25 protein-coding genes are annotated in these 25,915 nt (G+C 65.8%); 10 read left to right on the top strand and 15 right to left on the bottom strand.

The genetic code is table 11. The features are described 5' to 3' along the window. Positions 1-77 precede the first annotated feature (77 nt). On the top strand, positions 78-860 hold the full coding sequence (locus tag AC3ITW_RS08930; protein ID WP_012510801.1) for a hypothetical protein: 783 nt from the start codon (positions 78-80) through the stop codon (positions 858-860). Between the two features lie 138 nt (positions 861-998). Here the strand turns inward: AC3ITW_RS08930 and der are convergent, their stop codons facing one another. The 7 genes from der to ndk all read right to left on the bottom strand — a co-directional run bounded on the left by der (position 999) and on the right by ndk (position 7,626). Next, on the bottom strand, positions 999-2,396 hold the full coding sequence (gene der / locus AC3ITW_RS08925; protein ID WP_006361683.1) for a ribosome biogenesis GTPase Der: 1,398 nt from the start codon (positions 2,394-2,396) through the stop codon (positions 999-1,001). Between the two features lie 16 nt (positions 2,397-2,412). Further along, positions 2,413-3,621, bottom strand: a complete 1,209-nt coding sequence (gene bamB, locus AC3ITW_RS08920) for an outer membrane protein assembly factor BamB (RefSeq protein WP_012510800.1) — start codon at positions 3,619-3,621, stop codon at positions 2,413-2,415. Next, the gene (locus AC3ITW_RS08915) at positions 3,621-4,259 is read right to left on the bottom strand and encodes a YfgM family protein (RefSeq protein WP_012510799.1); all 639 of its coding nucleotides are present in this window, start codon (positions 4,257-4,259) and stop codon (positions 3,621-3,623) included. The genes bamB and AC3ITW_RS08915 overlap by 1 nt, the downstream gene beginning before the upstream one ends. A 65-nt stretch (positions 4,260-4,324) precedes the next feature. Further along, positions 4,325-5,194, bottom strand: a complete 870-nt coding sequence (locus AC3ITW_RS08910) for a RodZ domain-containing protein (RefSeq protein WP_100468255.1) — start codon at positions 5,192-5,194, stop codon at positions 4,325-4,327. Between the two features lie 18 nt (positions 5,195-5,212). After that, positions 5,213-5,998: a type IV pilus biogenesis/stability protein PilW gene (gene pilW / locus AC3ITW_RS08905; protein WP_100468254.1), complete on the bottom strand. Its 786-nt coding sequence runs from the start codon at positions 5,996-5,998 to the stop codon at positions 5,213-5,215. After that, positions 5,985-7,190, bottom strand: coding sequence for a dual-specificity RNA methyltransferase RlmN (rlmN, locus tag AC3ITW_RS08900; RefSeq protein ID WP_065723019.1), 1,206 nt, complete (start codon positions 7,188-7,190; stop codon positions 5,985-5,987). The genes pilW and rlmN overlap by 14 nt, the downstream gene beginning before the upstream one ends. Before the next feature lie 10 nt (positions 7,191-7,200). Further along, positions 7,201-7,626 (bottom strand): nucleoside-diphosphate kinase, encoded by a 426-nt coding sequence (gene ndk / locus AC3ITW_RS08895; protein ID WP_005409295.1) that lies wholly within the window; start codon positions 7,624-7,626, stop codon positions 7,201-7,203. 368 nt (positions 7,627-7,994) lie between these two features. Here ndk and AC3ITW_RS08890 point away from each other — a divergent pair, with 368 nt between their 5' ends. The 3 genes from AC3ITW_RS08890 to AC3ITW_RS08880 all read left to right on the top strand — a co-directional run bounded on the left by AC3ITW_RS08890 (position 7,995) and on the right by AC3ITW_RS08880 (position 12,399). Then, the gene (locus tag AC3ITW_RS08890; protein WP_489390242.1) at positions 7,995-8,648 is read left to right on the top strand and encodes a TetR/AcrR family transcriptional regulator; all 654 of its coding nucleotides are present in this window, start codon (positions 7,995-7,997) and stop codon (positions 8,646-8,648) included. Positions 8,649-8,687: 39 nt separating this feature from the next. After that, positions 8,688-11,060: a 3-hydroxyacyl-CoA dehydrogenase/enoyl-CoA hydratase family protein gene (locus AC3ITW_RS08885; protein WP_489390241.1), complete on the top strand. Its 2,373-nt coding sequence runs from the start codon at positions 8,688-8,690 to the stop codon at positions 11,058-11,060. 130 nt (positions 11,061-11,190) lie between these two features. Further along, complete coding sequence (locus AC3ITW_RS08880) at positions 11,191-12,399, top strand: acetyl-CoA C-acyltransferase (protein ID WP_012510794.1); 1,209 nt, start codon at positions 11,191-11,193, stop codon at positions 12,397-12,399. Positions 12,400-12,884: 485 nt separating this feature from the next. Here AC3ITW_RS08880 and galU read toward each other — a convergent pair whose 3' ends face one another. From galU to cmk, 8 genes are all read right to left on the bottom strand, one after another. Then, positions 12,885-13,763, bottom strand: coding sequence for a UTP--glucose-1-phosphate uridylyltransferase GalU (gene galU, locus AC3ITW_RS08875; protein ID WP_448122833.1), 879 nt, complete (start codon positions 13,761-13,763; stop codon positions 12,885-12,887). Beyond that, positions 13,760-15,673 carry a polysaccharide biosynthesis protein gene (locus AC3ITW_RS08870; protein ID WP_065723016.1) on the bottom strand — a complete coding sequence of 638 codons (1,914 nt, stop codon included), beginning with the start codon at positions 15,671-15,673 and terminating at the stop codon, positions 13,760-13,762. The genes galU and AC3ITW_RS08870 overlap by 4 nt, the downstream gene beginning before the upstream one ends. 3 nt (positions 15,674-15,676) lie before the next feature. Then, complete coding sequence (locus tag AC3ITW_RS08865; RefSeq protein WP_448122831.1) at positions 15,677-16,666, bottom strand: MraY family glycosyltransferase; 990 nt, start codon at positions 16,664-16,666, stop codon at positions 15,677-15,679. Positions 16,667-16,669: 3 nt separating this feature from the next. Next, positions 16,670-17,848, bottom strand: a complete 1,179-nt coding sequence (gene lapB, locus AC3ITW_RS08860) for a lipopolysaccharide assembly protein LapB (RefSeq protein ID WP_012510791.1) — start codon at positions 17,846-17,848, stop codon at positions 16,670-16,672. Between the two features lie 6 nt (positions 17,849-17,854). Beyond that, positions 17,855-18,139, bottom strand: coding sequence for a LapA family protein (locus tag AC3ITW_RS08855; protein WP_006361595.1), 285 nt, complete (start codon positions 18,137-18,139; stop codon positions 17,855-17,857). A gap of 77 nt (positions 18,140-18,216) precedes the next feature. Further along, positions 18,217-18,522, bottom strand: a complete 306-nt coding sequence (locus AC3ITW_RS08850; RefSeq protein WP_005409286.1) for an integration host factor subunit beta — start codon at positions 18,520-18,522, stop codon at positions 18,217-18,219. A gap of 87 nt (positions 18,523-18,609) precedes the next feature. Then, a complete protein-coding gene (gene rpsA / locus AC3ITW_RS08845; protein ID WP_012510790.1) occupies positions 18,610-20,295 on the bottom strand; it encodes a 30S ribosomal protein S1 in 1,686 nt (561 codons plus the stop codon). Positions 20,296-20,493: 198 nt separating this feature from the next. Continuing rightward, the gene (cmk, locus tag AC3ITW_RS08840; protein ID WP_100434472.1) at positions 20,494-21,171 is read right to left on the bottom strand and encodes a (d)CMP kinase; all 678 of its coding nucleotides are present in this window, start codon (positions 21,169-21,171) and stop codon (positions 20,494-20,496) included. A 197-nt stretch (positions 21,172-21,368) separates the two neighbouring features. Between cmk and ykgO the strand changes: the two genes are divergently transcribed. From ykgO to AC3ITW_RS08810, 6 genes are all read left to right on the top strand, one after another. Beyond that, positions 21,369-21,494: a type B 50S ribosomal protein L36 gene (ykgO, locus tag AC3ITW_RS08835; RefSeq protein ID WP_005409283.1), complete on the top strand. Its 126-nt coding sequence runs from the start codon at positions 21,369-21,371 to the stop codon at positions 21,492-21,494. 146 nt (positions 21,495-21,640) lie between these two features. Beyond that, complete coding sequence (locus AC3ITW_RS08830) at positions 21,641-21,970, top strand: hypothetical protein (RefSeq protein WP_012510789.1); 330 nt, start codon at positions 21,641-21,643, stop codon at positions 21,968-21,970. Positions 21,971-22,009: 39 nt separating this feature from the next. Then, the gene (locus AC3ITW_RS08825; protein ID WP_100434470.1) at positions 22,010-23,047 is read left to right on the top strand and encodes an agmatine deiminase family protein; all 1,038 of its coding nucleotides are present in this window, start codon (positions 22,010-22,012) and stop codon (positions 23,045-23,047) included. A 162-nt stretch (positions 23,048-23,209) separates the two neighbouring features. After that, positions 23,210-24,097 (top strand): carbon-nitrogen hydrolase, encoded by an 888-nt coding sequence (locus AC3ITW_RS08820; protein ID WP_005409280.1) that lies wholly within the window; start codon positions 23,210-23,212, stop codon positions 24,095-24,097. Between the two features lie 14 nt (positions 24,098-24,111). Next, the gene (locus tag AC3ITW_RS08815; protein ID WP_012510787.1) at positions 24,112-24,642 is read left to right on the top strand and encodes a GNAT family N-acetyltransferase; all 531 of its coding nucleotides are present in this window, start codon (positions 24,112-24,114) and stop codon (positions 24,640-24,642) included. 4 nt (positions 24,643-24,646) lie between these two features. Continuing rightward, entirely contained in the window at positions 24,647-25,867 is a 1,221-nt protein-coding gene (locus AC3ITW_RS08810; protein WP_087943700.1) for a TraB/GumN family protein, read from the top strand. Positions 25,868-25,915 lie beyond the last annotated feature (48 nt).

Genomic DNA, 25,915 nt, shown 5'->3' with positions numbered 1-25,915 from the left:
TGTCGCAATGGCGTTCAATACGGCGCGTTCACACCCGCCCACACTCTGCACTTTCTGTAGGTCAGTGGCAGGTTTACGTGCAGCAGTTCTTCATCGTCGCGGTGTTGTACGGCTTCGCCATGCTCCTGCCTGCTTCGCATCACGCGAAGATCCTGCGCACCGCGATGGGCGCGGGCAGGCACGCCGCCATGGCCACGTCGTTCGGTATCGCCGTCGGTACGGGCGTCATCTGTGCGACGGCTTTCGTTGCAGCGGGCATGCTGGGAAACCGCGGCCTGTGGACGCTGGCGATGCAGTGTGTGGGCTGCCTCCTGCTGCTGCGCCTGGCGGGTATGTGCCTGCGCGACGCCGGCTTGACCCCGTTCTCTCCGCTTTCCCTGCAGATGCCCTTGGGCCTGCGCGCCCGCTCCCGTTGCCCGCTCGCCGAAGCAGGATGCCTGCTGGCGTTCGCCAGCAGCAGCAACTGGATGCTGCAGTTCGCGATTGCAGCCCTGGTTACCGGCCTCGTAGCCGACACTGGCACCCAGGCCGCTTACGTGGCCTGCCTGAGTGGCGTCGCACTGTCGCTCGGCCTGCTGATGGCGTGGCTCGGCAGCCATCCGCGCTGGGCACAGGGGTGTTGCCGATTGCTTCCATGGCTGGAGCATGCTGCGGGCCTGCTGATCGGGGCGGTGTCGGTGGCGTACCTGGCAGGTGCACTGGGTACGACCCTGGTCTGGGCAAGCATCACGGGGCAGGTGCAGCTGCCGGAATCGATCCCTGCCACAAGCCAGATGCAACCGGCTTCAACATCGCGGCGCGGCCGAGGCATGCCATGCGCGTTGCCGCATTGCCGCGCTCGTCGCAGCACTCCGCCCTGATCGAGATCTGTAGACGTGGGGGTAGTGCCGGCCGCCGGCCGGCAACCTCGTGAACACGCCAGGCATCATCGGGTTGCCGGCCAGCGGCCGGCACTACCACAAACAAGAAAGGCGGCCCTGCGGCCGCCTTTCTCTGCATCACTTGCCCTTGACGTGCTTCATCAAGCGCCGCTTGGCCTTGACCTGCCGCTCGGTGAGGACGTTCTTCTTGCCCTCGTACGGGTTGGTACCCTCGCGGAAGATGAAGCTCACCGGCGTGCCGATCAGCTTGAAGCGCTTGCGGAAGAAGTTCTCCAGGTAGCGCTTGTACGACTCCTGCAGTTCCTTCAGGCGGGTGCCGTGCACGATGAAGGTCGGCGGGTTGGCACCGGCCGGGTGCACGTAACGCAGCTTGGAGACATGGCCGCGGATGGTCGGCGGCGGGTTGGTCTCGTAGGCCACTTCCAGCGCCTTGTTCACTTCGCTGGTGGTGAAGGTCTTGTTCGCCGATTCGTGCGCGCGGTGCACCGCACGGAACAGCTCACGCAGGCCCGAGCCATGCTTGGCCGAGATGCGCACCGATTCGGCCCATGGCACGAAGCCCAGGCGAAGCGACAGCATGGTTTCGGCCTGCTCGCGCTGGTACTCGGTCAGGCCATCCCACTTGTTGATGGCGATCACCAGCGCGCGGCCGGCATCGAGCACCGCGCCGAGTACGGTGGCGTCCTGGTCGGTCACACCTTCGGTGGCGTCCAGCATCAGCACCGCCACCTGGCACTGCTCGATCGACTGCATGGTCTTGACCACCGAGAACTTCTCGACGACCTCGTCCACGCGCGAACGGCGGCGCAGGCCGGCGGTGTCGATCAGGCGGTACTCGCGGCCATCACGCTCCAGGTCCACGGCGATCGAGTCGCGGGTGGTACCCGGCACGTCGGAGGCGATCATGCGCTCCTCGCCGAGGATGCGGTTGACCAGGGTCGACTTGCCCACGTTCGGGCGGCCGACAAAGGCAATGCGGATGCGGTTCGGATCGTTGTCCAGCTCTTCGCCGCTGCCTTCTTCCGGCAGGCGCTGCACCACTTCTTCGAGCAGGTCATCCAGGCCCTGGCGATGCGCGGCCGAGACGGTCAGCATTTCGCTGAAGCCGTAACGGGCGAACTCCGAACGCACGCTGTCCTCGTCGGTGCCGTCGATCTTGTTGATCAGCAGCAGCGTCGGGCGCGACAGCTTGCGCAGCCAGGCCAGGATCTCATCGTCCATGGCCGAGCTGCCGTCACGGGCATCGACCACGAACAGGATCAGATCGGCTTCCGCAGCGGCGGCACGGGCCTGGCGCGTGGTAGCGCCAGCCAGGCCTTCTTCCTCTTCCGCGATGCCGCCGGTGTCGACGACGAGGAAATGATTGTCCTCGTCGAGACGGCAGACGCCGTAGTTGCGGTCGCGGGTGACGCCGGGCTGGTCGTGGACCAGGGCGTCACGGGTGCGCGTAAGCGCATTGAAAATAGTCGACTTGCCGACATTCGGCCGTCCAACCAGGGCGACCAAAGGCAGCATCGCGATTACTCCATTTTTAATTTGCCAACCGGAAGGCGGTCAGCTTGCCATCCACGTTCTGCACCAGCAGCACCCCGTCTACGACGATTGGCTGGGCAAGCAGGGCGTCACCGCCGCTCTTTGCCCGTGCAGCCATCGCCCCATCGGCGGTCTTCAACCAGTGCACGTATCCCTTGTAGTCACCGACCACCACGTAGTCGCCGTGCAGCGCCGGGCCGGTCAGCGAACGACGCGCCAGCTCGGTCTGCGACCACATTGCTGCGCCGGTCGCCTTGTCCAGGCCGAACACGCCGCCCTTGTTGTCGGTAACGAAAACATTGCCAGACGAAACCGCCACGCCACCCGCGCCGCCATGGTCGCGCGCCCACAGCGGGCGACCGGTCGGGCCTTCGATGGCCATGGTCTGGTTCTTGAAGCTGCTCACATAGAGGGTGTTGCCCTCCAGCACCGGGGCGCCATCGACGTCGGCCATGCGCTCCAGCTCGGTACGGCCTTCGCCGTTGCCGAGGTTCTGTTCCCACAGGGTGCGGCCATCCTGCATGGCAAGCGCGGCAACCGCGCCTTCATCCTTGCCGATGAACAGCACGCCCGGACCGGTCACCACCGGCGCGTTGCCACGCACGGTCAGCGCCGGCAGCTCGCTCGGGTTGAACCACTTCTGGGTGCCGTTGCCGACATCGAAAGCGGTCACACGGCCATCATTGCTGCGCACGAAGACCATGCCCTGGGCAACGGCCGGCGCGGCAATGACTTCACCCGGAACACGGGCGCGCCACTTCTCGCTGCCGTCGTTGATGTCCAGGGCGATGACCTGGCCATCGAGCGTGCCGATCACGACCAGATTCTCACCGACACCCGGGCCACCGGACAGGCGCAGCTTGGCCTTCTTCTTTTCCTTCTTCGGCTCCCAGGTCCAGACCTTCTTGCCGGTCTGCAGGTCGATGGCGTGGACGCCACCGGTGATCGCCGCGGCGAACACGTGGCCGTTGGCCACTGCCGGGCCCTGGCGCACGCCGATGCGGCGCTCGCCCTTGCCGAGGTTGACCGACCAGGCCTTGTTGACCTTCACGGAGGGCTCGAACTTGACCAGTTCAGCCGGCTCCTGGGCCTTCTTCGCTGCCGCGTCCTTACCGGCGAACCAGCCCTTCACGGTGCTGCAGCCAGTCAACGCCATGCCCATCAGGAGCACGGTGGCGACGCGGGTGATCATGACCTTCTGACTCATCAAACCGACTCCGCAGGGGCGGCGACCGTGCCGCCAGCATCCATAACCTTGGTTTCCAGCAGGCGCCGCTGCGGCGCTGCCACGTCCAGCGACTTCAGCGCCTTCTCGTACTGTGCACGGGCGTCATCGCGCTTGCCCTGCGCCATCAGCGCGTCGCCATGGATCTCCAGGCTGCTGCTGTCAGTGGCACTGCCGAGCAGCTTGATGGCCTCGTCGCTCTTGCCGGTCGCCACCAGCAGGCGGGCCACGCGCTGGTCGACCACACGCTGCAGGTCGCCTTCGACCTTCACGGCGCGCAGGGTGGCCAGCGCTTCTTCGTTCTTGCCGGCGTCGACCTGGGCCTTGGCCAGCTGCAGCGCCGCGAGGTCGCCGTAGATGCTGGACGGACCAGCTTCGAGCGCCTTGACCGCCTTGGAGGCGTCGTCAAGCTTGTTCTGCTGAAGGCCGACCAGGGCCTTCTGGTACTCGACATTGGCCGAGGCCAGCTTGCCGCCCTGATCCTTCTGGTACCACTGCCAGCCGGCAATGGCACCGATGGCGATGACTACGCCACCGAGGATGCTGGCGCCATTCTTCCGCAGCCAACTGCGGACGCGTTCACTTTGTTCGTGCTCGTCGAGCAGGTCGTCGATCGCCATGCGTACTCTCGCCCCGCCCGTCGGGAGGGACCATTGGGATTAATCGAAGGTGGTGAAACCGCGCCTCAGTGCGAAACCGGGACTACGGAGCCTTCAGAGGATACCTGAAAGCGTGCCACGTTGGCTCGCTGGTAGGGGGTCAGATCGACGATAGCGCCATTCTGCTGAACCTGGACCGCCGAGGCATTGCCCAGCGTGACCCGGGCAACCTGGCCCGGGGTGAAGCTGCGGCTCTCGCCGGACTTGATCAGCGCCTTCTCGACGCTGGTGCCATCCGGGCCACCGATATCGACCCAGCTGTCGCCGTTGAACTGCATGTCCAGCGAATTGGCCGCAGCGGCGGCCGGGGCCGAACGCGGCACCGGAGCCAGCGAGGCCACGTACGGGGTTGCCGCCGGCTTGCTGGCCGGAGCAGCCGCCACTTCGACCGGCGCGGACGGCTCGATGCCTGCCGCCGACGGGGTCACCGGCACGGCGGCCGGCAGCGCATCCAGCGACGCGGTATTCGGCGCCGGGGGGGCACTGCCATCGAAGTGGCCACGGGTGGCGAACCACACCGGCACGGCCAGCACCGCGGTGATACCGACATAGAGCACGCGCCGACCGAGGTTCTCGGCGATACGGCGCGCACGCGGGGTATGGGTATGGCTGACCAGGGTGGGCGGGACCACCGGCCCGACCTGGGCCTGCTCCAGCAGCTGGCCCACGTCCACGTCGAGCAGGCGCGCATAGCTGCGCAGCTGGCCGCGCACGAACACCGGCGCGCCGAGCTTCTGCCATTGTTCTTCTTCCAGCGACCTGACCACCTGGATCGGCATGCGCAGGCGCGAGCCGACATCTTCGAGGGTCAGTCCGGCCGCCTCACGGGCCTGGCGCAGGCGGGTGCCGCAGCCGGCCGCAGTCTCGAGAGCGCTCACAGTCTGGTCATCAATCACAATGCATCAACCCTGGAGTTAGGAGCCCGCTTCCTGCGGAAATTCCTGTCGAATCCGCTGAAGATAGCGATCAGATGCCGCCCGATCACCCAGCCGCGCTTCGATTTGAGACGCAAGTTGTAACACGGAACGCGTTGCGGGTGCAGCTGCAATCCTACGTTCGGCGAAGGCCCGGGCCTCCATGAAGCGGCCCTGGCGGAAGCTCAACTGAGCCATCGCCTCCAGCGCAACCGGGTTGCCGGGCAGCACTGCGAGTGCCGCGCGCAGGTCGCGCTCGGCACGCTCGAGCTGGCCGGCATCCAGCGCACAACCGCCCGCATTGGCCTGCGCTTCGGCCGCTGCAGCATAGCCGGGGGCCTGCAATGCGCGATCGAACCAGACCAGCGACTCGGCCGGCCGCCCCTGCTGGCACAGCCAGGCGCCGTAATTGTTGAGCACGTCGCCGCGCTGCGGCGCCAACTCAGCAGCCCGGCGGAAGTTCTCGCCAGCCTGCTGGGTACGGCCGCGGCGCTCGTCGATGCCAGCCAGCAGCACCACACCGTCCGGCGCATCCGGGGCCAGCTTCTGCGCCTCGCGGACCTTGCGCTCGGCAGCATCAAGGTTGCCGACCTGCAGGTCGCGCGCCGCCAGGGACAGCAGATCCTGCCAGCGCACCTGGCGCCGGACGTTGTCCGGGTCACGCACGGAGTACACCGGCGCCATGCTGGGGCCCAGCTTGGCCTTGGAGTGGGATTTGCAGCCGCCGACCGAAATGGCCAGCACGCCTGCGATCAGGACCAGCCAGAGGCGGTCAGGCCGCGGCATCGCTCCCCTTCCCCGCCTGAAGCGTCTTGTTGAACTCGGCCTGGCGGCGTGTGCGGTCCATCACTTGGCCCTTGAGCTGGCCACAGGCGGCGTCGATGTCGTCGCCACGGGTGCGGCGGACCATGGTCAGCACGTTGCTGTCGAGCAGGATCTTCTGGAAGGCGCGGATATGCGCTTCTTCCGAACGCTCGTAGCGGGTGCCCGGGAACGGGTTGAACGGGATCAGGTTGACCTTGCCCGAGTCCTTGGCCTGCACCGCGTTGTCGAACTGGCGCATCAGGCGCGCCAACTCGCGGGCATGCTCGGGCTTGTCGTTGATGCCCTTCATCAGGGTGTACTCGAAGGTCACCGATTCGCGGCGCTTGTTGGCGCGCAGGTAGCGTGCGCACGAAGCCATCAGCTCGGCAATCGGGTACTTCTTGTTGAGCGGCACCAGCGTCTCGCGCAGCGCATCGTTGGGCGCATGCAGCGACACCGCCAGCGACACGTCGCTTTCGGTGGACAGGCGGTCGATCTGCGGCACCAGGCCGGAGGTCGACAGGGTCACGCGCTTGTTGGCCAGGCCGTAGCCCAGGTCGTCGCGCATCACGCTCATGGCGCGCACGACGTTGTCGAAATTCATCAACGGCTCGCCCATGCCCATCATCACCACGTTGGTAAGACGGCGCATCTGGTGCGGCACGTTGCCCAGGTGGCGTGCGGCAACCCACACCTGGCCGATGATCTCGGCGGTGGTCAGGTTGCGGTTGAAGCCCTGGGTGGCAGTGGAACAGAACGTGCAGTTCAGGCCACAACCGACCTGCGAGGACACGCACAGCGTGCCGCGGGTCTTGTCGGGGATGTACACGGTCTCGATGGCGTTCTTGCCATCCACGCCCATCGCCAGCAGCCACTTGTGGGTGCCGTCGGCGGAGGGCTTGTCGAACACGATGTTCGGGACGAGGACCTCGGCATGCTCCTGCAGCTTGGCGCGCAGGACCTTGCCGAGGTCGGTCATCTCATCGAACTCGGTGACGTAGCGATGGTGGATCCACTTCATCACCTGATGGGCACGGAACTTCTTCTCGCCAAGAACCTCGACGAAAAACTTCTCCAGGCCCGCGCGATCGAGGTCGAGCAGGTTCTGCTTGCCAGCCGTGGGTGCCGACTTCGGCAGCGGCTGGATGGCGGGTGTCTGTACGACCTCGTTCACGGCATTACTCTCAGCGCGAAACGACTTCGGTGGCGGCGAAGAAGTAGGCGATTTCAATCGCTGCATTCTCGACCGAGTCCGAGCCGTGGGCGGCGTTGGCATCGATGGATTCGGCGAAGTCGGCGCGGATGGTGCCCGGCGCGGCTTCCTTCGGGTTGGTGGCGCCCAGCAGGTCGCGGTGGGCCAGGACGGCGTTCTCGCCTTCCAGGGCCTGGATCATCACCGGGCCGGAGATCATGAACTCGACCAGCGCGTTGAAGAACGGACGCTCGCGGTGCACGGCGTAGAAGCCTTCGGCTTCACGGCGCGACAGCTGCTTGTACTTGGCGGCCACGACCTTCAGGCCAGCCTTTTCAAAGCGGGCGTAGATTTCGCCGATGACGTTCTTGGCAACGGCGTCCGGCTTGATGATCGAAAGGGTGCGCTCCAGCGCCATGGGATGTCTCCAATGGAATCGGGCCGCTGATGGCCCGAAGGGTAACAAAAAAAAAGCCGCGTCGAAACGCGGGCTTAGCCTGATAAACGTGCGCGGATTGTAAAAGATATCGCGGCGTGGTGGTAGTGCCGGCCGCTGGCCGGCAACCCCGTGAGGGGCCAGGGTCGGATCCCCGCAGGGGCTCTGACCCCGTTCCTGGCCCAAGGTCGGGGTCGGAGCCCCGTTCGGGGATCCGACCCCGCCCCACCCCATTCACCCACCTGAGCGGATTCTGACCACCCGGTCCATTTTTGCTGCACTGCAAAATGCCATACGCTACCGTCTGGTTCTAGTATCAAACAATCGTTTGATTAAGGTCCGCCTGCCCGATGGCCAAGCCCGCCCACTTCTCGACCAAGGACCGGATCCTCGGCGCCGCCGAGGAGCTGTTCGCCCAGCACGGCTTCGCCGGCACCTCCCTGCGCCAGGTCACCAGCCAGGCCGACGTCAACATCGCTGCGGTGAACTACCACTTCGGTTCCAAGGAAAACCTGGTCAACGAGGTGTTCCGCCGCCGCATGGACGAGATGACCGGCGCCCGCCTGTCGCAGCTCGAGCGCGCCCGCAGCGAGCACCCCGGCCAGCTGCGCCCGGTGCTGGCCGCCTTCGTCGAGCCTGCGCTGGCGATGGCCCAGGACCGCCAGAGCGGCGGCGCCTTCGTGCGCGTGATCGCCCGCGCCTACGCCGAGAAGAACGACAACCTGCGCAAGTTCCTGTCCGACCATTACGGCCACGTGCTGCGCGCGTTCGGCAAGGCCATCGGCGAATGCGTGCCCGACCTGAGCAAGGAAGAGCTGTACTGGCGCCTGGACTTCCTGGCCGGCTCGCTCACCTACGCCATGGCCGACTTCGGGCTGATCAAGCGTCCCGCCGGTGTCACCGAAGCGGCGCATCGTGCCCATGCCGCCCACGAACTGATCCATTTCGCCGAAGCCGGGTTCCGCGCCGCCGCTCGCGCCAGCGCCCTGCCCGCTTCCCTTTGATTCCACCCAGTAACTGCTGACCAACAAAGGCCCTACACCATGTCCAATTCCCTGCTAGTCCGCCGCGCCGCCGTGCTGGGTGCCGGCGTCATGGGTGCCCAGATCGCCGCCCACCTCACCAACGCTGGCGTCGACACCGTGCTGTTCGACCTGCCCGCCAAGGAAGGTCCGGCTGACGGCATCGTGCTGAAGGCGATCGCCAACCTGGGCAAGCTGAGCCCGGCACCGCTGGCCAGCAAGTCGCTGGCCGAAGCCATCACCCCGGCCAACTACGAGTCCGGCCTGGAGCAGCTGAAGGACTGCGACCTGATCATCGAGGCCATCGCCGAGCGCATGGACTGGAAGCAGGACCTGTACAAGAAGATCGCGCCGTTCGTGGCCGACCACGCCGTGCTGGCTTCCAACACCTCGGGCCTGGGCATCAACAAGCTGGCCGACGTGCTGCCCGAGCAGCTGCGCCATCGCTTCTGCGGCGTGCACTTCTTCAACCCGCCGCGCTACATGCACCTGGCCGAGCTGATCCCGGCCACCACCACCGATGCCGCCGTGCTGGAAGGCCTGGAAGAATTCCTGGTCACCACCCTGGGCAAGGGCGTGGTGTACGCCAAGGACACCCCGAACTTCATCGGCAACCGCATCGGCGTGTTCTCGATCCTGTCCACCATCCACCACACCCAGCAGTTCGGCCTGGGCTTCGATGAAGTGGACGGTCTGACCGGCCCGCTGGTCGGCCGCCCGAAGTCGGCCACCTACCGCACCTCCGACGTGGTCGGCCTGGACACCATGGCGCACGTCATCAAGACCATGGGCGACACCCTGCCGAACGACCCGTGGCACGAGTTCTTCAAGTCGCCGAAGTGGCTGGACGCGCTGATTTCCAAGGGCGCACTGGGCCAGAAGACCGGCGCCGGCATCTTCCGCAAGGTCGGCAAGGACATCGTGGTGCTGGACCTGGAGAAGCAGGACTACCGTCCGGCCGACCGCGCAGCCGCACCGGAAGTGGTCGAGATCCTGAAGATCAAGAACCCGGCCGAGAAGTTCGCCAAGCTGCGCGAGAGCCAGCACCCGCAGGCACAGTTCCTGTGGGCGACCTTCCGCGACCTGTTCCACTACAGCGCCTACCACCTGGCCGACATCGCCGAGACCGCGCGCGACGTCGACCTGGCCATCCGCTGGGGCTACGGCTGGTCGCTGGGCCCGTTCGAAACCTGGCAGGCCGCCGGCTGGAAGCAGGTCGCGCAGTGGATCGCCGATGACATCGTCGCCGGCAAGAGCATGAGCAACGCCCCGCTGCCGGACTGGGTGTTCGATGGCCGCGACGGCGTGCATGCCGCCGAAGGCAGCTACAGCCCGTCGCGCAACGCCAAGCTGCCGCGCTCGTCGCTGCCGGTATACCAGCGCCAGCGTTTCCCGGATCCGCTGCTGGGCGAGAAGTTCGCGCCGGGCGAGACCGTGTTCGAGAACGACGGCCTGCGCATGTGGCACGACGGTGATGGCATCGCCGTGGTCAGCTTCAAGACCAAGATGAACACCGTGTCCGACCAGGTGCTGGACGGCCTGCAGGAATGCGTCAGCCGCGCCGAGAAGGACTTCCAGGGCCTGGTGATCTGGCAGCAGAAGGAACCCTTCTCCGCCGGTGCCGACCTGGCCGGCGCGCTGGGCCTGCTGCAGGCCGGCAAGGTCGACCAGTTCGAGGAAATGGTCGCCAACTTCCAGCGCACCAGCCAGCGCATCAAGTACTCGCTGGTGCCGGTGGTGGCTGCCGTGCGCGGCCTGGCCCTGGGTGGCGGCTGCGAATTCCAGATGCACAGCGCCAAGACCGTGGCCTTCCTGGAAAGCTACATCGGCCTGGTCGAAGCTGGCGTCGGCCTGCTGCCGGCCGGTGGTGGCCTGAAGGAACTGGCCGTGCGCGCCTCGCAGGCCGCGGGCCCGGGCGGCGACGTGTTCGCCGAACTGAAGAAGACCTTCGAGACCGTGGCGATGGCCAAGGTGTCCAACTCGGCGGTCAACGCCCAGGAACTGGGCCTGCTGCGCAGCACCGACAAGGTGGTGTTCAACAGCTACGAGGCGCTGCACATCGCCAAGGCCGAAGCGCGCGCCCTGGCCGAAGCGGGCTACCGTCCGCCGCTGCCGGCACGCCGCATCCAGGTCGCCGGTGACGTCGGTATCGCCACCTTCAAGATGATGCTGGTCAACATGCTGGAAGGCCGTTTCATCAGCCCGTACGACTACGAGATCGCCGAGCGCATCGCCACCGTGCTGTGCGGCGGCAAGGTCGACCGCGGCACCCTGGTCGACGAAGAGTGGCTGCTGACCCTGGAGCGCAAGCACTTCGTCGAACTGGCCCAGCAGGAAAAGACCCAGGCCCGCATCGCGCACATGCTGAAGACCGGCAAGCCGCTGCGTAACTGATTGATGGCGGGTGCCGACCCCAGGTCGGCATCCCTCTGCCTCTGGTGGGTGCCGACCGTTGGTCGGCACTCCCTGATGTGGCAGTCGAGCATGGCTCGACTCTACAAAACCTATTCAAGAGATCACTGCAATGACCAAGCAAATCCAGGACGCCTACATCGTCGCCGCTACCCGTACCCCGGTTGGCAAGGCACCCAAGGGCATGTTCCGCAACACCCGCCCCGACGACATGCTGGCGCACGTACTGCGCAGCGTCGTCGCCCAGGCCCCGGGCGTGGACGTCAACCGCATCGATGACGCAATCATCGGCTGCGCGATGCCGGAAGCCGAGCAGGGCATGAACGTGGCGCGTATCGGCGTGCTGTTGGCCGGCCTGCCGAACACCATCGCCGCGCAGACCGTGAACCGCTTCTGCTCGTCCGGCCTGCAGGCCGTGGCGCAGGCCGCCGACGCGATCCGCCTGGGCAACGCCGACCTGATGCTGGCCGGCGGCACCGAGTCGATGTCGATGGTGCCGATGATGGGCAACAAGATAGCGATGGCGCCGAGCGTGTTCGACAACGACCACGTGGCCATCGCCTACGGCATGGGCATCACCGCCGAAAAGGTCGCCGAAGAGTGGAAGGTCTCGCGCGAAGACCAGGACGCCTTCGCCCTGGCCTCGCACCAGAAGGCGATGGCCGCGATCCAGAACGGTGACTTCAAGGACGAGATCAGCCCGTACGAGATCATCTCGCACCAGCCGGACCTGGCTGACGGCAAGCGCATCCTCACCCGCAACAAGCTGGCCGACACCGACGAAGGCCCGCGCCCGGATTCCTCGGCCGAAGGCCTGGCCAAGCTGCGCCCGGTGTTCCGCAACGGCCAGTTCGGCGGTACCGTCACCGCCGGCAACTCGTCGCAGATGAGCGATGGCGCTGGCGCCGTGCTGCTGGCCTCGGAGCAGGCGATCAAGGACTACGGCCTGACCCCGCTGGCGCGTTTCGTCAGCTTCTCGGTGGCCGGCGTTCGTCCGGAAGTGATGGGCATCGGCCCGATCGCCGCGATTCCGAAGGCACTCAAGCAGGCCGGCCTGACCCAGGACCAGCTGGACTGGATTGAACTGAACGAAGCGTTCGCCGCGCAGTCGCTGGCGGTGATCCGCGATTGCGGCCTGGACCCGAGCAAGGTCAACCCGCTGGGCGGCGCGATCGCCCTGGGCCACCCGCTGGGTGCGACCGGCGCGATCCGTACCGCGACCCTGCTGCACGGCCTGCGTCGTCGCCAGCAGAAGTACGGCATGGTGACGATGTGCATCGGCACCGGCATGGGCGCAGCGGGTATTTTCGAGGCGCTGTAAGGTTCAAAGCGTTGCCTCGTTGGGCGTCATGGCGTGAGCCGGGTCGGCAGGGCTGCCCGGGACACGCCGTGAACCCATCCATGGGGGCTCGATGGCGCCATCCATGGCGCCAACGGTCCCGGGCAGCCCTGCCGACCCGGCCCTTCCAGCCTCCCCGCGGCGGAGGGTGAGCAAAGGCAGGATCAAGAGCTGGGGTCAGAGCCCTTTGCGGCGCAAAGGGATCCGACCCCGACTCGACGCTCGCGGAAACAGAAAAGGCAGCCATCGGCTGCCTTTTTTGCTTTTGCTCTTGCCCTTGATTCCGCCCTTCCCGTCCGCGCCCGCAGGAGACCTGACAGGTGGGATGGGTGGGCCTTTGCAGGACCGTTGGCGCCATGGATGGCGCCATCGAGCCCCCAAGGACGGGTTTACGGCGTGTCCTGCAAAGGCCCACCCATCCCGCCATCACGTATCAATCAAAGCGCGAACGGAGCGCTCGAAAAACCTTATTCCGCCAACATCGCCGTCAGTTTCTCCCGCGCCGGGCCAGCCAGCTTCGGGTTGTCCAGCGCGAAGCGGATCGTCGCCTCCACCAGCCCCAGGTGCGTACCGCAGTCGAAACGGGTGCCCTCGAAACGATAGGCATCCACCTCTTCGGACTTCAGCAGCTGCGCGATCGCATCGGTCAGCTGGATCTCGCCACCGGCACCACTGCCGGTCTGCTCCAGCAGCTCGAAGATCTTCGGGCTCAGCACGTAGCGGCCGACCACGGCCAGGTCGCTCGGCGCGTCCTCCGGCTTCGGCTTCTCCACGATCTGAGAGATACGGCCCTTGCGGCCATCGAACGCATCGGTGGCAACGATGCCGTAGCTGGCGGTCTTGTCATGCGGCACGTCTTCCACCGCGATCACGCTGGCACCGCTGGCTTCGTTGAGGTCGGCCATCTGCTTCAGCGCGCCATCGCCACGGTTCCAGATCAGGTCGTCCGGCAGCAGCACCGCGAACGGTTCGTCGCCGATCACCGCCTTGGCACACAGCACCGCATGGCCCAGGCCCAGTGCTTCAGCCTGGGTCACGAAGATCGCGCGGACGCCGTTGGGCAGCACATGACGGATCAACTCCAGCTGCTCCAGCTTGCCAGCGCGCTCGAGCTTCTGCTCCAGTTCGTAGGCCTTGTCGAAATAATCGGCCACCGCATGCTTGTAGCGGTTGGTGATGAACACCAGCGTGTCGCAGCCCGCCTCGATCGCTTCATCCACCGCGTACTGGATCAGCGGCCGGTCGATGATCGGCAGCATTTCCTTCGGAACGGTCTTGGTTGCTGGCAGAAAACGCGTCCCCAGCCCTGCCACCGGGAAAACTGCCTTGCGAATTCGCTTGCTCATTGGTGCCTGTTGGCCTCACGTGCCGGAAAGGGCACAACTTTAGCGGATGAAATGTAAGCATCCTGTTCGATGGGAGAGAACTCCGGCATCGTCGCGAACAGGATCTCCTGGATGCTGGTCGTGTCGTAGCTGCACACCGCCTCGCGCAGGCGCGGGACATTGCCCAGCACCACATCGCGCGCGAACGTGCGCACACCGGCCTCAAGGATCTTCGGGTGTGCGGTCGAACGATAGTCCTCGTCCGAATAGAACAGCGTCTCGTGCAGCTTCTCGCCCGGGCGCAGGCCGGTGTAGATGATCTGGACGTCCTTGTACGGCTGCTTGCCGGCCAGGCGGATCATCTGTTCGGCCAGCACGCGGATCGGCACCGGCTCGCCCATGTCGAGCGTGTAGATCGCACCATGCGACGCCGACGCAGCGGCCTGCAGGATCAGCTGGCAAGCCTCCGGAATGGTCATGAAGTAGCGGCTGACTTCCGGGTCGGTGACGGTGACCGGCCCGCCGCGCAGGATCTGTTCGCGGAACAACGGCACCACACTGCCGGCCGAGGCCAGCACGTTGCCGAAGCGTACGGTGACGAACCGGGTGTGCGTGGACTTCTGGTCCAGGCTCTGGCAGATCATCTCGGCGTAGCGCTTGCTGGCGCCCAGTGCGTTGACCGGGTCCACTGCCTTGTCGGTGGAGATGAACACGAAATGCTCGACGCGTGCCTCCATGCAGGCACGGGCCACGTTCTCGGTGGCCAGGATGTTGTTGCGTACCGCTTCGCGCAGCTGGCGCTCCAGCACCGGCACATGCTTGTAGGCAGCGGCGTGGAACGCGGTATCGACCGGATGCAGCGACAACGCGTGGCGGATCACCGCCGGGTCGCCACAGTCACCCAGTACCGCTTCGATCTCGACATCGGGGAAGCTGCGGCGCAGTTCACCTTCAATGGTCAGCAACAGCAGCTCGCTGATCTCCAGCAGGATGATGCGGCCGGCGCCGTGGCGCGCGCACTGGCGGCACAGCTCCGAGCCGATCGAGCCACCGGCACCGGTGACCATCACCGTACGCCCGCCCAACCAGCCGCGGATCAGGTTCCAGTCCGGCATGATCGGCTTGCGACCGAGCAGGTCCTCGATCGCCACTTCCTTCAACTGCCCTGGCAGCGACTGGCCCTGCAGGATGTCGCTGAGCTTTGGCACGGTGCGGAATGGTACGCCGGTGCTTTCACAGATGGCGACCACGCGCTGCATGCCTGCAGCGTCAAGCGAGGGCATCGCAATCACCAGCAGCTTGGCCGCGGTTTCGCGCACTACTGCCGGCGCGTCGTCCAGGCCACCCAGGATGGGCAGGCCCTGCAGCTTGGCCCCGCGCAGATGCGGCGCATCATCCAGCAGGCCCACCGGTTCGAAGTTGCCCGACCGGCGCAGGTCGCGGACCAGGGTCTCGGCGGCCTGGCCGGCACCCAGGATCAACACGCGCCGCGCGGACGAATCCGACTGCAGCGACTGGTAATCCTTCCATGCCCGGTACAGCAACCGCGGCGCGCCCAGCAGCGCCGACAGCGCGAACGGATAGATCACCAGCACCGACATCGGCACGCCGTCGAAGCGCTTCCACATCAGCACCAGCACGATGGCGACCATGCCGATGAAGCTGGCCTTGAAGATGTTCAGCAGGTCGCTGACGCTGGCGAAACGCCACAGCCCGCGATACAGGCCTATGCGCCAGAACACCAGGCCCTGCAGCAGCAGTACCAGGGTGGTGTCGACGTTCCACAGGGGAAGCGCAGGCGCGTTGGGAAGGATCGAGTAGCGCCCCGCATGGAGCAGCTGCCAGCATGCCCAGACCATGAAGAGGTCGTGGCAGACGATGGCCGAACGCGGCATCAGGCCGAGGATTCTGTCCCGCCAGGGTGAAGCCATGAGTCAGATAGTTCCTTGTCGGTGACGCAATCCATTGCGCAGGAGGAGCCAAAGGACGCTCAGCGCAATGAACCACGCGATCGCCACGACAGCCTCCCACCTCGGCTGCAAATTCGAGCAGACATTAAGCACTGTAATACTGAACAGGCCCAAAGCAAAGTACATCCCTGTCACCAGGGCGTGGCTGGCTCCTGCCTGCACCGCCCTCTGGTAGACGTGCTGGGTATGGGGTTCCGTCCAGCGTTGCCCCGAAATGATGCGCGCCAGCAGTGTGAAGCCTGCGTCCACAAGGAACGCCGAGGCCGGCACCAGCAGCAGGATCCAGTTGATGTCGGTACGCACGCTGGCGATCGCCAGAACCACCGCCACGGCGTACCCCAGCGCGCCACTTCCGACATCACCCATGAAGATCCGTGCCCGCGGAAAGTTGAACGGCAGGAATCCCAGGCAGGCCAGGCCCAACGCCACGGCTGCGAGCGAATACGGCCAGGGCAGCACCGGCGCCAGGCCCAGAGCGACCACGATGGCCTGGCTGGCGGCAATACCGTTGATCCCATCCATGAAGTTCCAGATGTTGATCAGCGAGGCAGTGAACAGCAGCACCAGTACGGCCAGCACCCAGCTGCCACCATGAACCTTGACCAACGCCGCCAGCAGTGCGGCGGCGATGAAGTGCACCATCAGCCGGCGCATGGCCGGAAGCGGCTTGTGGTCGTCCCACCAGCCGATGCCCGCGACCAGGACCAGGCCGAGACTGGCAACCAGCAGGCTGGGCGTTGCTTCGGGCCAGGCCCACATCGCCACGCCCGCCGTAACGAGCAGGCTGATGACGATGGCAATGCCGCCACCGCGCGGGGTTGCCACGCTATGGCTGCGGCGCTCGCCGGGCTGGTCCATCAGCTGCCGGCGCAGCGCGTAACCGCGTGCCGCCCAGGTCAGCGCCGCACTCAGCAGGGCCAATCCCAGCAGCGCCCCCATCACAAACCACGGCATGGATCAGAGCACCGCGTAGTTCAGCAGTGGCTTGACCGTGCCCCACTCCTTGCAGCTCGGGCACTGCCAGTGGTGGGTGCGCGCACCGAAGCCGCAGCGGGTGCAGCGGTAAGCGGGGTTGCGGACCAGCAGCTGGTCGGTGATGTGCTTGAGGTCGTGCAGGGTCGCCGTGGAATCGGCGCCTTCTGCCAGGGTCAGGTCGATCAGCGCGGACTCGCCACGTACCGAAGGACGATCCTTGAGCTGGCGGCCGAGGTAGGCACGGGCCGGGGCCACGCCCTCCTGCTCTTCCATCAGGCGGGTCAGCGCCAGCACCGGGGCGATGCCGCGATAGTGCTCGGTCATTTCCGACAGGAAGGCACGCGCACCGCCGAGGTCACCGACCTTGCGGTAGTTGGCCATCAGCGCCGGCAGCAGCTCGGGCAGGTACTCGGGATCGTTGCGGGCCGCGCGCTCGAACGCGCGCACGGCTGCTTCTGCGTTGCCGGCATCCGTTTCCAGGCGGCCCTCGATGATGCCGGCACGCACCGACATCGCGTCGGCCTGGTAGGCGCGGGCAATCGCCGCCCTCGCCTCTTCCAGCTTGCCGGCACCGCGGAAGCGCTCGGCCAGCTCGCACTCGAACTGGCCGATCAGCTTGCCCATCGGCTCGCCGGTCACGTCCTCGAAGCGGGTGGCATTGTCGATCGCCTTTTCCCAGTCACGCTCGGCCTGGTAAATGCCGATCAGGTGCTTGAGCGCCTGCGGAGCACGCTGGTCCAGCTGTGCCAGTTCGGTGAACACGGTCTCGGCGCGATCCAGCAGGCCGGACTTCATGTAGTCCTCGCCCAGTGCCAGCAGTGCCTGCACGCGCTGCGCGTCGCTCAGGTCGTGGCGGTTGACCAGGCCCTGGTGCAGGCGGATGGCGCGATCGACCTCACCGCGGCGGCGGAACAGATGACCCAACGCGACCTGGGTCTCGAAGGTTTCCTTGTCCAGCTCGGCGATGTGCAGGAACAGCTCGATGGCCTTGTCCGGCTGCTCGTTGAGCAGGTAGTTCAGGCCGCGGAAATAGGTGCTGGACAGGCGGCTGACCTGGTTGTCACCGTGGCGTTGCCCGCCACGCCGGCCGATCACCCATCCGGCCAATGCGGCCAGGGGAACGAACAGGAAAAACCACAGCCACTCGGTGACGAAATCCATCTTCGGTCAGCGTCCATCAAAAGATTGCGGGGGAACCACCGGCGCCGGCGTGGCGGCAACGGACTTGTTGGCGCGGCGCAGCTGGCTGTAGAGCGGAATGACCACGCTCACCAGCACCAGGCCTGCACCGACGATCACGCCGATCAGCAGCGCGGCAATCAGCGCCACGCCGACGGACGTATTCAATTGGGTGAACAACAGGTTGATCGACATGGCCGTCATGTTGACCGCACCAATGATCAGTCCAAGGATCAGCACCGCCAGCAGCACCAGCAGACGAAAAACCTTCATGCGACAGCTCCAGTGGCAGGAGACCGTAGCTTATCCGACTCGCGGCTCGATTCGCACGCGGTGGCGCGACGGCGGGCTCAGGCCGGATCGGCGTCCAGCGGCAGCACACTGCTGACCCGCTCGCGCAGTTCCTTGCCCGGCTTGAAATGGGGGACGTGCTTGCCCGGAAGGGCAACCGATTCGCCGGTCTTCGGGTTGCGACCCAGGCGTGGCGGACGATAGTGCAGCGAGAAGCTGCCAAAGCCGCGGATTTCGATGCGATCCCCGGCAGAGAGGGAACCGCCCATCATTTCCAGCAATGACTTGACCGCCAGATCGACATCATCGGCCTTCAGGTGCGCCTGCCGGCGCGCAAGGATTTCGATCAGTTCGGATTTGGTCATTACCGGCTCACATCAGGGGCATCTCAGCCTGAAACGGCCCGGGCAATGCCCGGGCCGTCCAGGAAACAACGAACAGCGTAAGGCCGATTACTCGGACTTGTTGCCGCTCAGCTGTGCACGCAGCAGCGCGCCCAGCTGGGTGGTGCCGCTGGCAGCCGAAGAGGACTGGTATTCCTCCAGCACTTCGCGCATTTCCGCGTCGTCCTTGGCCTTGATCGACAGCTGCAGGGTACGGCCCTTGCGGTCCATGCCCACGAACTTGGCTTCGACCTTGTCGCCGACCTTCAGGTGCTGGGTGGCGTCGTCAACGCGCTCGTTGGCGATGTCGCGAGCCGAAACGTAACCTTCGATGCCGTCAGCCAGCTCGATGATCGCGCCCTTGGCGTCGACTTCCTTCACCACACCTTCAACCTTGGAGCCCTTCGGATTGGCAGCCATGTACTGGCCGAACGGATCCTGCTCCAGCTGCTTGACGCCCAGCGAGATGCGCTCACGCTCCGGATCGACAGCCAGGACAACCGCGTCCAGGGTGTCGCCCTTCTTGAAGTTGCGAACGATGTCTTCGCCAGTGGTCGCCCAGCTGATGTCGGACAGGTGAACCAGGCCGTCGATGCCGCCGTCCAGGCCGATGAAGATGCCGAAGTCGGTGATCGACTTGATCTGGCCCGACACCTTGTCACCCTTCTTGTGGGTGGCAGCGAAGGTTTCCCACGGATTGGCGGCAACCTGCTTCATGCCCAGCGAGATGCGGCGACGCTCCTCGTCCACGTCCAGGACCATGACTTCAACTTCGTCACCGACCTGCACGACCTTGGACGGGTTGACGTTCTTGTTGGTCCAATCCATTTCGGAAACGTGCACCAGGCCTTCGACGCCCGGCTCGATCTCGACGAACGCGCCGTAATCGGTGACGTTGGAGACCTTGCCGAACACGCGGCTGTTGGCCGGGTAACGACGGGCGATGTTATCCCACGGATCTTCGCCCAGCTGCTTCAGGCCCAGCGAAACGCGGTTGCGCTCGCGGTCGAACTTCAGCACGCGCACGTCCAGCTCGTCGCCGACGTTCACGACTTCGGACGGATGGCGCACGCGCTTCCATGCCATGTCGGTGATGTGCAGCAGGCCGTCGATACCGCCCAGGTCCACGAATGCGCCGTAGTCGGTCAGGTTCTTGACGACACCCTTCAGGATCGCGCCTTCCTGCAGCTTGTCCATCAGCTGCTCGCGCTCTTCCGAGTGCTCGCTTTCGACGACAGCGCGGCGCGAAACCACGACGTTGTTACGCTTGCGGTCCAGCTTGATGAGCTTGAACTCGAGCTCCTTGCCTTCCAGGTAGGCCGGATCGCGCACCGGGCGCACATCGACCAGGGAACCCGGCAGGAAGGCGCGGACATCCTTGATGTCCACGGTGAAACCACCCTTGACCTTGCCGCTGATGCGGCCGGTGATGGTTTCGTTCTTTTCCAACGCTTCTTCCAGCTCGTCCCACACCATCGCGCGCTTGGCCTTCTCGCGCGACAGGACGGTTTCGCCGAAGCCGTTCTCGATCGAGTCGAGGGCGACCTTGACGATGTCGCCTTCGGCGACGTCGATTTCGCCAGCGTCGTTACGGAACTGTTCGATCGGCACGATGCCTTCAGACTTCAGGCCAGCGTTGATCACCACGACGTCGCCGCGGACTTCAACAACGGTACCGCTGACGATGGCGCCCGGCTTCAGCTTGGCCAGGTTGGCCTGGCTGGCTTCAAACAGTTCGGCAAATGATTCGGTCATTAGATTTACTCTGTTGGACACATGGGTCGGTGGCGTCCCCTTCAGGGGAATGGCGACCGCCCGCCTGTTGGTCGACCCCGGAAACGCAGGTCGTGTGTAGTAGGAAAACCGCCACGCATCATTGCGCGACGGAGCTGGTACAGCACTGCTTTGCGCGACCACCACCGGTGTTGCTGGCAGTACTCCCGCGCGAACGGATCAGGCAGCCGGAACCGGAAGCAGATCCATCACTCGGGCAACGACATCATCGATGCCGATGCCTGTGGTGTCGATGAGGACAGCATCGTCTGCCGGCTTCAGGGGCGCCACGGTACGCTGAGCATCACGGGCGTCGCGGGCCATGATCTCGCGCAGGAGGTCATCAAAGTTAACAGAAACCCCCTTGTCTTTCAACTGCTTATGCCGGCGCTCGGCGCGTTCCTCGGCACTGGCGGTCAGAAAGACCTTGCAGGAGGCATCCGGGAAGATCACCGTGCCCATGTCGCGGCCGTCGGCGACCAGGCCCGGCAGCTCCCTGAATGCGCGCTGGCGCTCCTTCAGGGCGGCACGGACCTCCGGGATGGCCGCAATGGCCGAGGCCAGTGCGCCCGTGGTCTCCAGGCGCAGCTCGTCGGTGGCATCGGTGCCGTTGACCATGACCCGCATGGCTTCACCCTGCTCGACAAACTGAACGTGGGTATCGAAGGTGCAGCGGACCAGCGCCGAGGCGTCGGAGGTATCGATGTCGGCCCAGCTGGCAGCCACGCCCACCGCCCGGTACAGCGCGCCTGAATCCAGGTAATGCCAGCCCATCCGGCGCGCCACGATGCGACTGATGGTACCCTTGCCGGCCCCGGATGGGCCGTCGATGGTCAGGACGGGAGCGAGTGGATTCATGGGGGTCCCAGAGCGTGTGAAGAGGCCATTCTAGCCCCTGCCAGACGCCCCCAGCAGGATCTTTTGTGCAACCACTTGAAACCACGAGGAAAAGCCCGGTAGAATGGCGGGCTTGAACGAGCGTCAACTGCCGATTGTCTTTCGCATATCGCGGCCACGCTCCACCCGAACAACTACTGTTTACGCCGAGGTATGCCATGAAAGTCCTGTCCTCCCTGAAGTCGGCGAAGGCCCGTCACCGTGACTGCAAGGTCGTGCGTCGTCGTGGCAAGATCTTCGTCATCTGCAAGTCGAACCCGCGTTTCAAGGCGCGTCAGCGCTAAGCCTCACAGCCCTCGCGGCTGCGGCTGGCCCTACGCGGGGCCGACCCGATGCAAAAAGCCGCCTTCGGGCGGTTTTTTGTTTATGCGGCTTTTTCCTGCCGTTTTTGCTGTAATCGCCGTTCTTGACCACTGGGGAGTAGTTCGAGATGAAGCGTTACCTGTCCGCCCTGGCCATGTTGGCCACCCTGGCCGTCGCCACACCGGCGCTGGCCGATACCCTGCTTGTCGACCGCGCCCGCGAAAAACCGGCCGGTGCCCTGCCCGTGCGCGGCCAGAGCATGCAGCAGGTGCAGTCGCAGTTCGGTGCGCCGAGCGAGCAGCTGCAGCCGCGTGGCGGGCAGAAGCGCCAATGGCCGACCATCAACCGCTGGGTGTACCCGCAGTTCACCGTCTACTTCGAGAAGCAGAAGGTGATCAACGTGGTGGCCAACCAGGCGGACCCGAACGAAATCGGCCCGAAACCGCCGATCCGTTGATCCCTTTACCCGCCGTGCGCGGGCCTGTGTAGCGAGACCATGAACCAGACCCTTCGTTTTCCTGCCGAATGGGAAGCCCAGAGCGGCATCCTGATTGCCTGGCCCACCGCCGACACCGACTGGGCCGACCGCCTGGGCCAGGTGGAAGAGACCTACATCGCGCTGGTCGCGGCCATCACCCGCTTCCAGCCGGTGCTGATCTGCGTGGCCGACGACGATGTGGAGACCTATGCCGAAATGCGGCTGCGCTCCAACCGCATCGACATGGACAAGGTCCACTTCACCACGGCGGCCTACGACGATACCTGGCTGCGTGACTCCGGCCCGATCACCCTGCGCCGTGCCGATGGCAGCTTCCAGCTTCTGGACTTCCGCTTCACCGGCTGGGGCGGCAAGTTCGATGCCACCCTGGATGACCAGTTGGTGGGCGTGCTCGACCAGGCCGGCGTGTTCAACGACGCACCGGTGCGCAGCATCCCGTTCGCGCTGGAAGGCGGCGGCATCGAGACCGACGGTGAAGGCACCCTGCTGACCACCTGGAAGTGCCTGCACGAGCGCCACCCGGACCGCGACCGGGCAAGCCTGACCGCCGACCTGGCCGGCTGGCTGCAGCAGGACCGCGTGCTGTGGCTGGACCACGGTTACCTGGAAGGCGACGACACCGACGCCCACATCGACACCCTCGCCCGCTTCGCCTCGGCCGACAGCATCGTCTACCAGGCCTGCGACGACGAAAGCGACTCGCATTACGCCGAGCTGCAGGCGATGGGCAACGAGCTGGCCGCACTGCGTACCAAGGATGGGCAGCCGTACCGCTTGTTCCCGCTGCCGTGGGCACAGCCGGTGATCGACGAAGGCCGCCGCCTGGCTGCGTCGTACGCCAACTACCTGATCGTCAACGGCGCGGTGCTGATGCCGGCCTATGGCGATCCGGCCGATGACCTGGCCCGCGATGTACTGGCGCAGGCGCACCCGGGCCGCGAGATCGTGCAGGTGCCCTGCCGCTCGCTGATCTGGCAGAACGGCAGCCTGCACTGCATCACCATGCAGCTGCCGGCCGGGTTGTTGAAGGCCTGAGGATGGGTAGTGCCGGCCGCTGGCCGGCAACCATGCAATGCCTGATGGATTGACGGGGTTGCCGGCCAGCGGCCGGCACTACCAGCACCCATTCAGCGCGCGACACGCCGTCGCCGCCCATCCGCGCTAACATGCAGGTTTTCCCCCGCAGGAACGCCCCGCATGAACTCGCGCAGCCCCCTTACCGTCGCCCTGATCCAGGAGCGCAACCACGGTGATGCCGCCGCCAACCTGGCGGTGATCGAAGCACGCGTGGCCGAGGCGGCTGCCCAGGGTGCCAAGCTGGTGCTGCTGCAGGAACTGCACAACGGTCCTTATTTCTGCCAGCACGAGTCGGTCGATGAGTTCGACCTGGCCGAGCCGATCCCGGGCCCGAGCACCGAGCGCCTGGGCGCGCTGGCGAAGAAGCATGGCGTGGTGCTGGTCGGCTCGCTGTTCGAGCGCCGCGCCGCCGGCCTGTACCACAACACCGCCGTGGTGTTCGAGAAAGACGGCACGCTGCTCGGCAAGTACCGCAAAATGCACATTCCGGACGACCCGGGCTTCTACGAAAAGTTCTACTTCACCCCGGGCGACATCGGCTTCAAGCCGATCGACACCTCGGTGGGCCGCCTCGGCGTACTGGTGTGCTGGGACCAGTGGTATCCGGAAGCGGCACGCCTGATGGCGCTGGCCGGCGCCGAACTGCTGCTGTACCCGACCGCGATCGGCTGGGACCCGGACGATGTGCAGGACGAGAAGACCCGCCAGCGCGACGCCTGGGTGCTGAGCCACCGCGGCCACGCCGTGGCCAACGGCCTGCCGGTGCTGAGCTGCAACCGCGTCGGTCACGAAGCCTCGCCGCTGGGTGCTTCGGGCATCCAGTTCTGGGGCAACAGCCACGTGCTCGGCCCGCAGGGCGAATTCCTGGCCGAGGCCGGCACCGACGCCACCGTGCTGCTGTGCGACGTCGACCTGCAGCGCAGCGAGCATGTGCGCCGCATCTGGCCGTTCCTGCGTGATCGCCGCATCGATGCATACGGCGACCTGCTCAAGCGCTACATCGACTGAGCCGGAGCCCGCGCATGGCCGTCCTCATCCGTGATGCCGGCCCGGCCGACATCGACGCGATCACCGCGATCTATGCGGTGGAAGTGACCGACTTCGTCAACACCTACGAGTACGACATCCCCGACACGTCGGAGATGCTGCGCCGCATGCGCGACATCATCGACCGTGGCTTCCCCTACCTGGTCGCCGAGATCGACGGCCAGGTGGCCGGCTATGCCTACGCCAACACCTACCGCACCCGCATCGCCTACCAGTGGACCGTGGAAAATTCGGTCTACGTCGATGCCCGCTTCCAGGGCCAGGGCGTGGGCACTGGCCTGCTCCAGGCCCTCATCGACGCCTGCGTGGCGCGTGGCTACCGGCAGATGGTGGCGGTGATCGGGGAGCCGACCAATGCCGCCTCCATCAAGCTGCACGAACGCTTCGGCTTCGAGCTGGTGGGTGTGTTCCGTGGCCTCGGCCGCAAGCACGGCCGCTGGCTGGATACCGTGCAGATGCAGCGCGCGCTCGGCGATGGCGCCGACACCGCACCTTCCAATGAATGAATCCATGACTGAAACCCTTCCTGACACCGGCGACGACCTGTTCGCCGGCCAGCCGGTACGCATCGTTGAACGCGACGGCGTGCGCTACACCCTGCTCGGCACCGCGCACGTTTCCCGCGCCAGCGTCGAAGCGGTGGAAAAAGCGATCGACAGTGGCCGCTTCGACGCGGTGGCCGTCGAGCTCGATCCGCAGCGCCTGCAGGCCCTGAGCGACCCGGACACGCTGGCCAAGCTCGACCTGGTCGAGGTGATCCGCAAGGGCCGCGTCGCCCTGTTCGCCGCCAACCTGGCGCTGTCCGCCTACCAGCGGCGCCTGGCAGAACAGCTCGACATCGAGCCGGGTGCCGAACTCAAACGCGCGGTGGAGCTGGCCCGCGAGCGCGATCTGCCGGTGCACCTGATCGACCGTGAAGTCGGCCTGACCTTCCGCCGTGCATCGCAGCGGCTGGGCTTCTTCGGCAAGCTGAAGCTGGTCGCCGGGCTTGGCGCCGGCCTGTTCTCGTCGGAGGAAGTGGGCGAGAACGAGATCGAGAAGCTCAAGCAGGGCGACATGCTGGAGTCGAGCTTCGGCGAGTTCGCCAGCGAGAGCCCGGCGCTGTACGAGACCATCATCGGCGAGCGCGACCGCTACATGGCCACGCGCCTGCGCGAAGCGCACGACCCGCAGCAGCGCGAAGTGCTGGCGGTGGTCGGTGCCGGTCACCTGGCCGGGCTGGCACGCTATCTGGAAACCGACACCGAGGCACCGGCACCGCTGCGCGCCGAGCTGGAATCGGTGCCGAAGAAGCGCAACATCCCGTGGTTCACGCTGGGCATCCTGGCCATCGTAGCGACTGGCATCGGCGTGGGCTTCTACCGCGGCGGACTGGGCGTGGGCACCGAGCTGCTGGCGACCTGGGCGATGTACACCGGCGGCCTGGCCGGCCTGGGCTGCCTGCTGGCCGGTGGACATCCGCTGAGCATCCTGACCGCGATCGCGGTGGCGCCGTTCAAGCCGTTCCGCTTGAGCATTCCAACCGGCGCGTTCTCGGCGCTGGTGGAAGCACGCCTGCGCAAGCCGGCGTACGAGGACTTCCTGAAACTGCGCGACGATGCGCAGAGCCTGAAGGGCTGGTACCGCAACCGCGTCACCCGCGTGGTGCTGACCTTCATGCTGACCAACCTGGGCAGCATGCTCGGCCTGTGGCTGACCACGTTCAAGGTCTGGGGCAAGGTGGCGGGTTGATGCTCCCGCCGGGCATGGCCCGGCGCTACCGGTAGGTGCCAACCTTGG

It is taken from the genome of Stenotrophomonas sp. KH_052 (assembly GCF_057838755.1).
The sequence above is the reverse complement of the archived record's forward strand: the minus strand, read 5'-3'. Positions and strand labels throughout refer to the sequence as shown.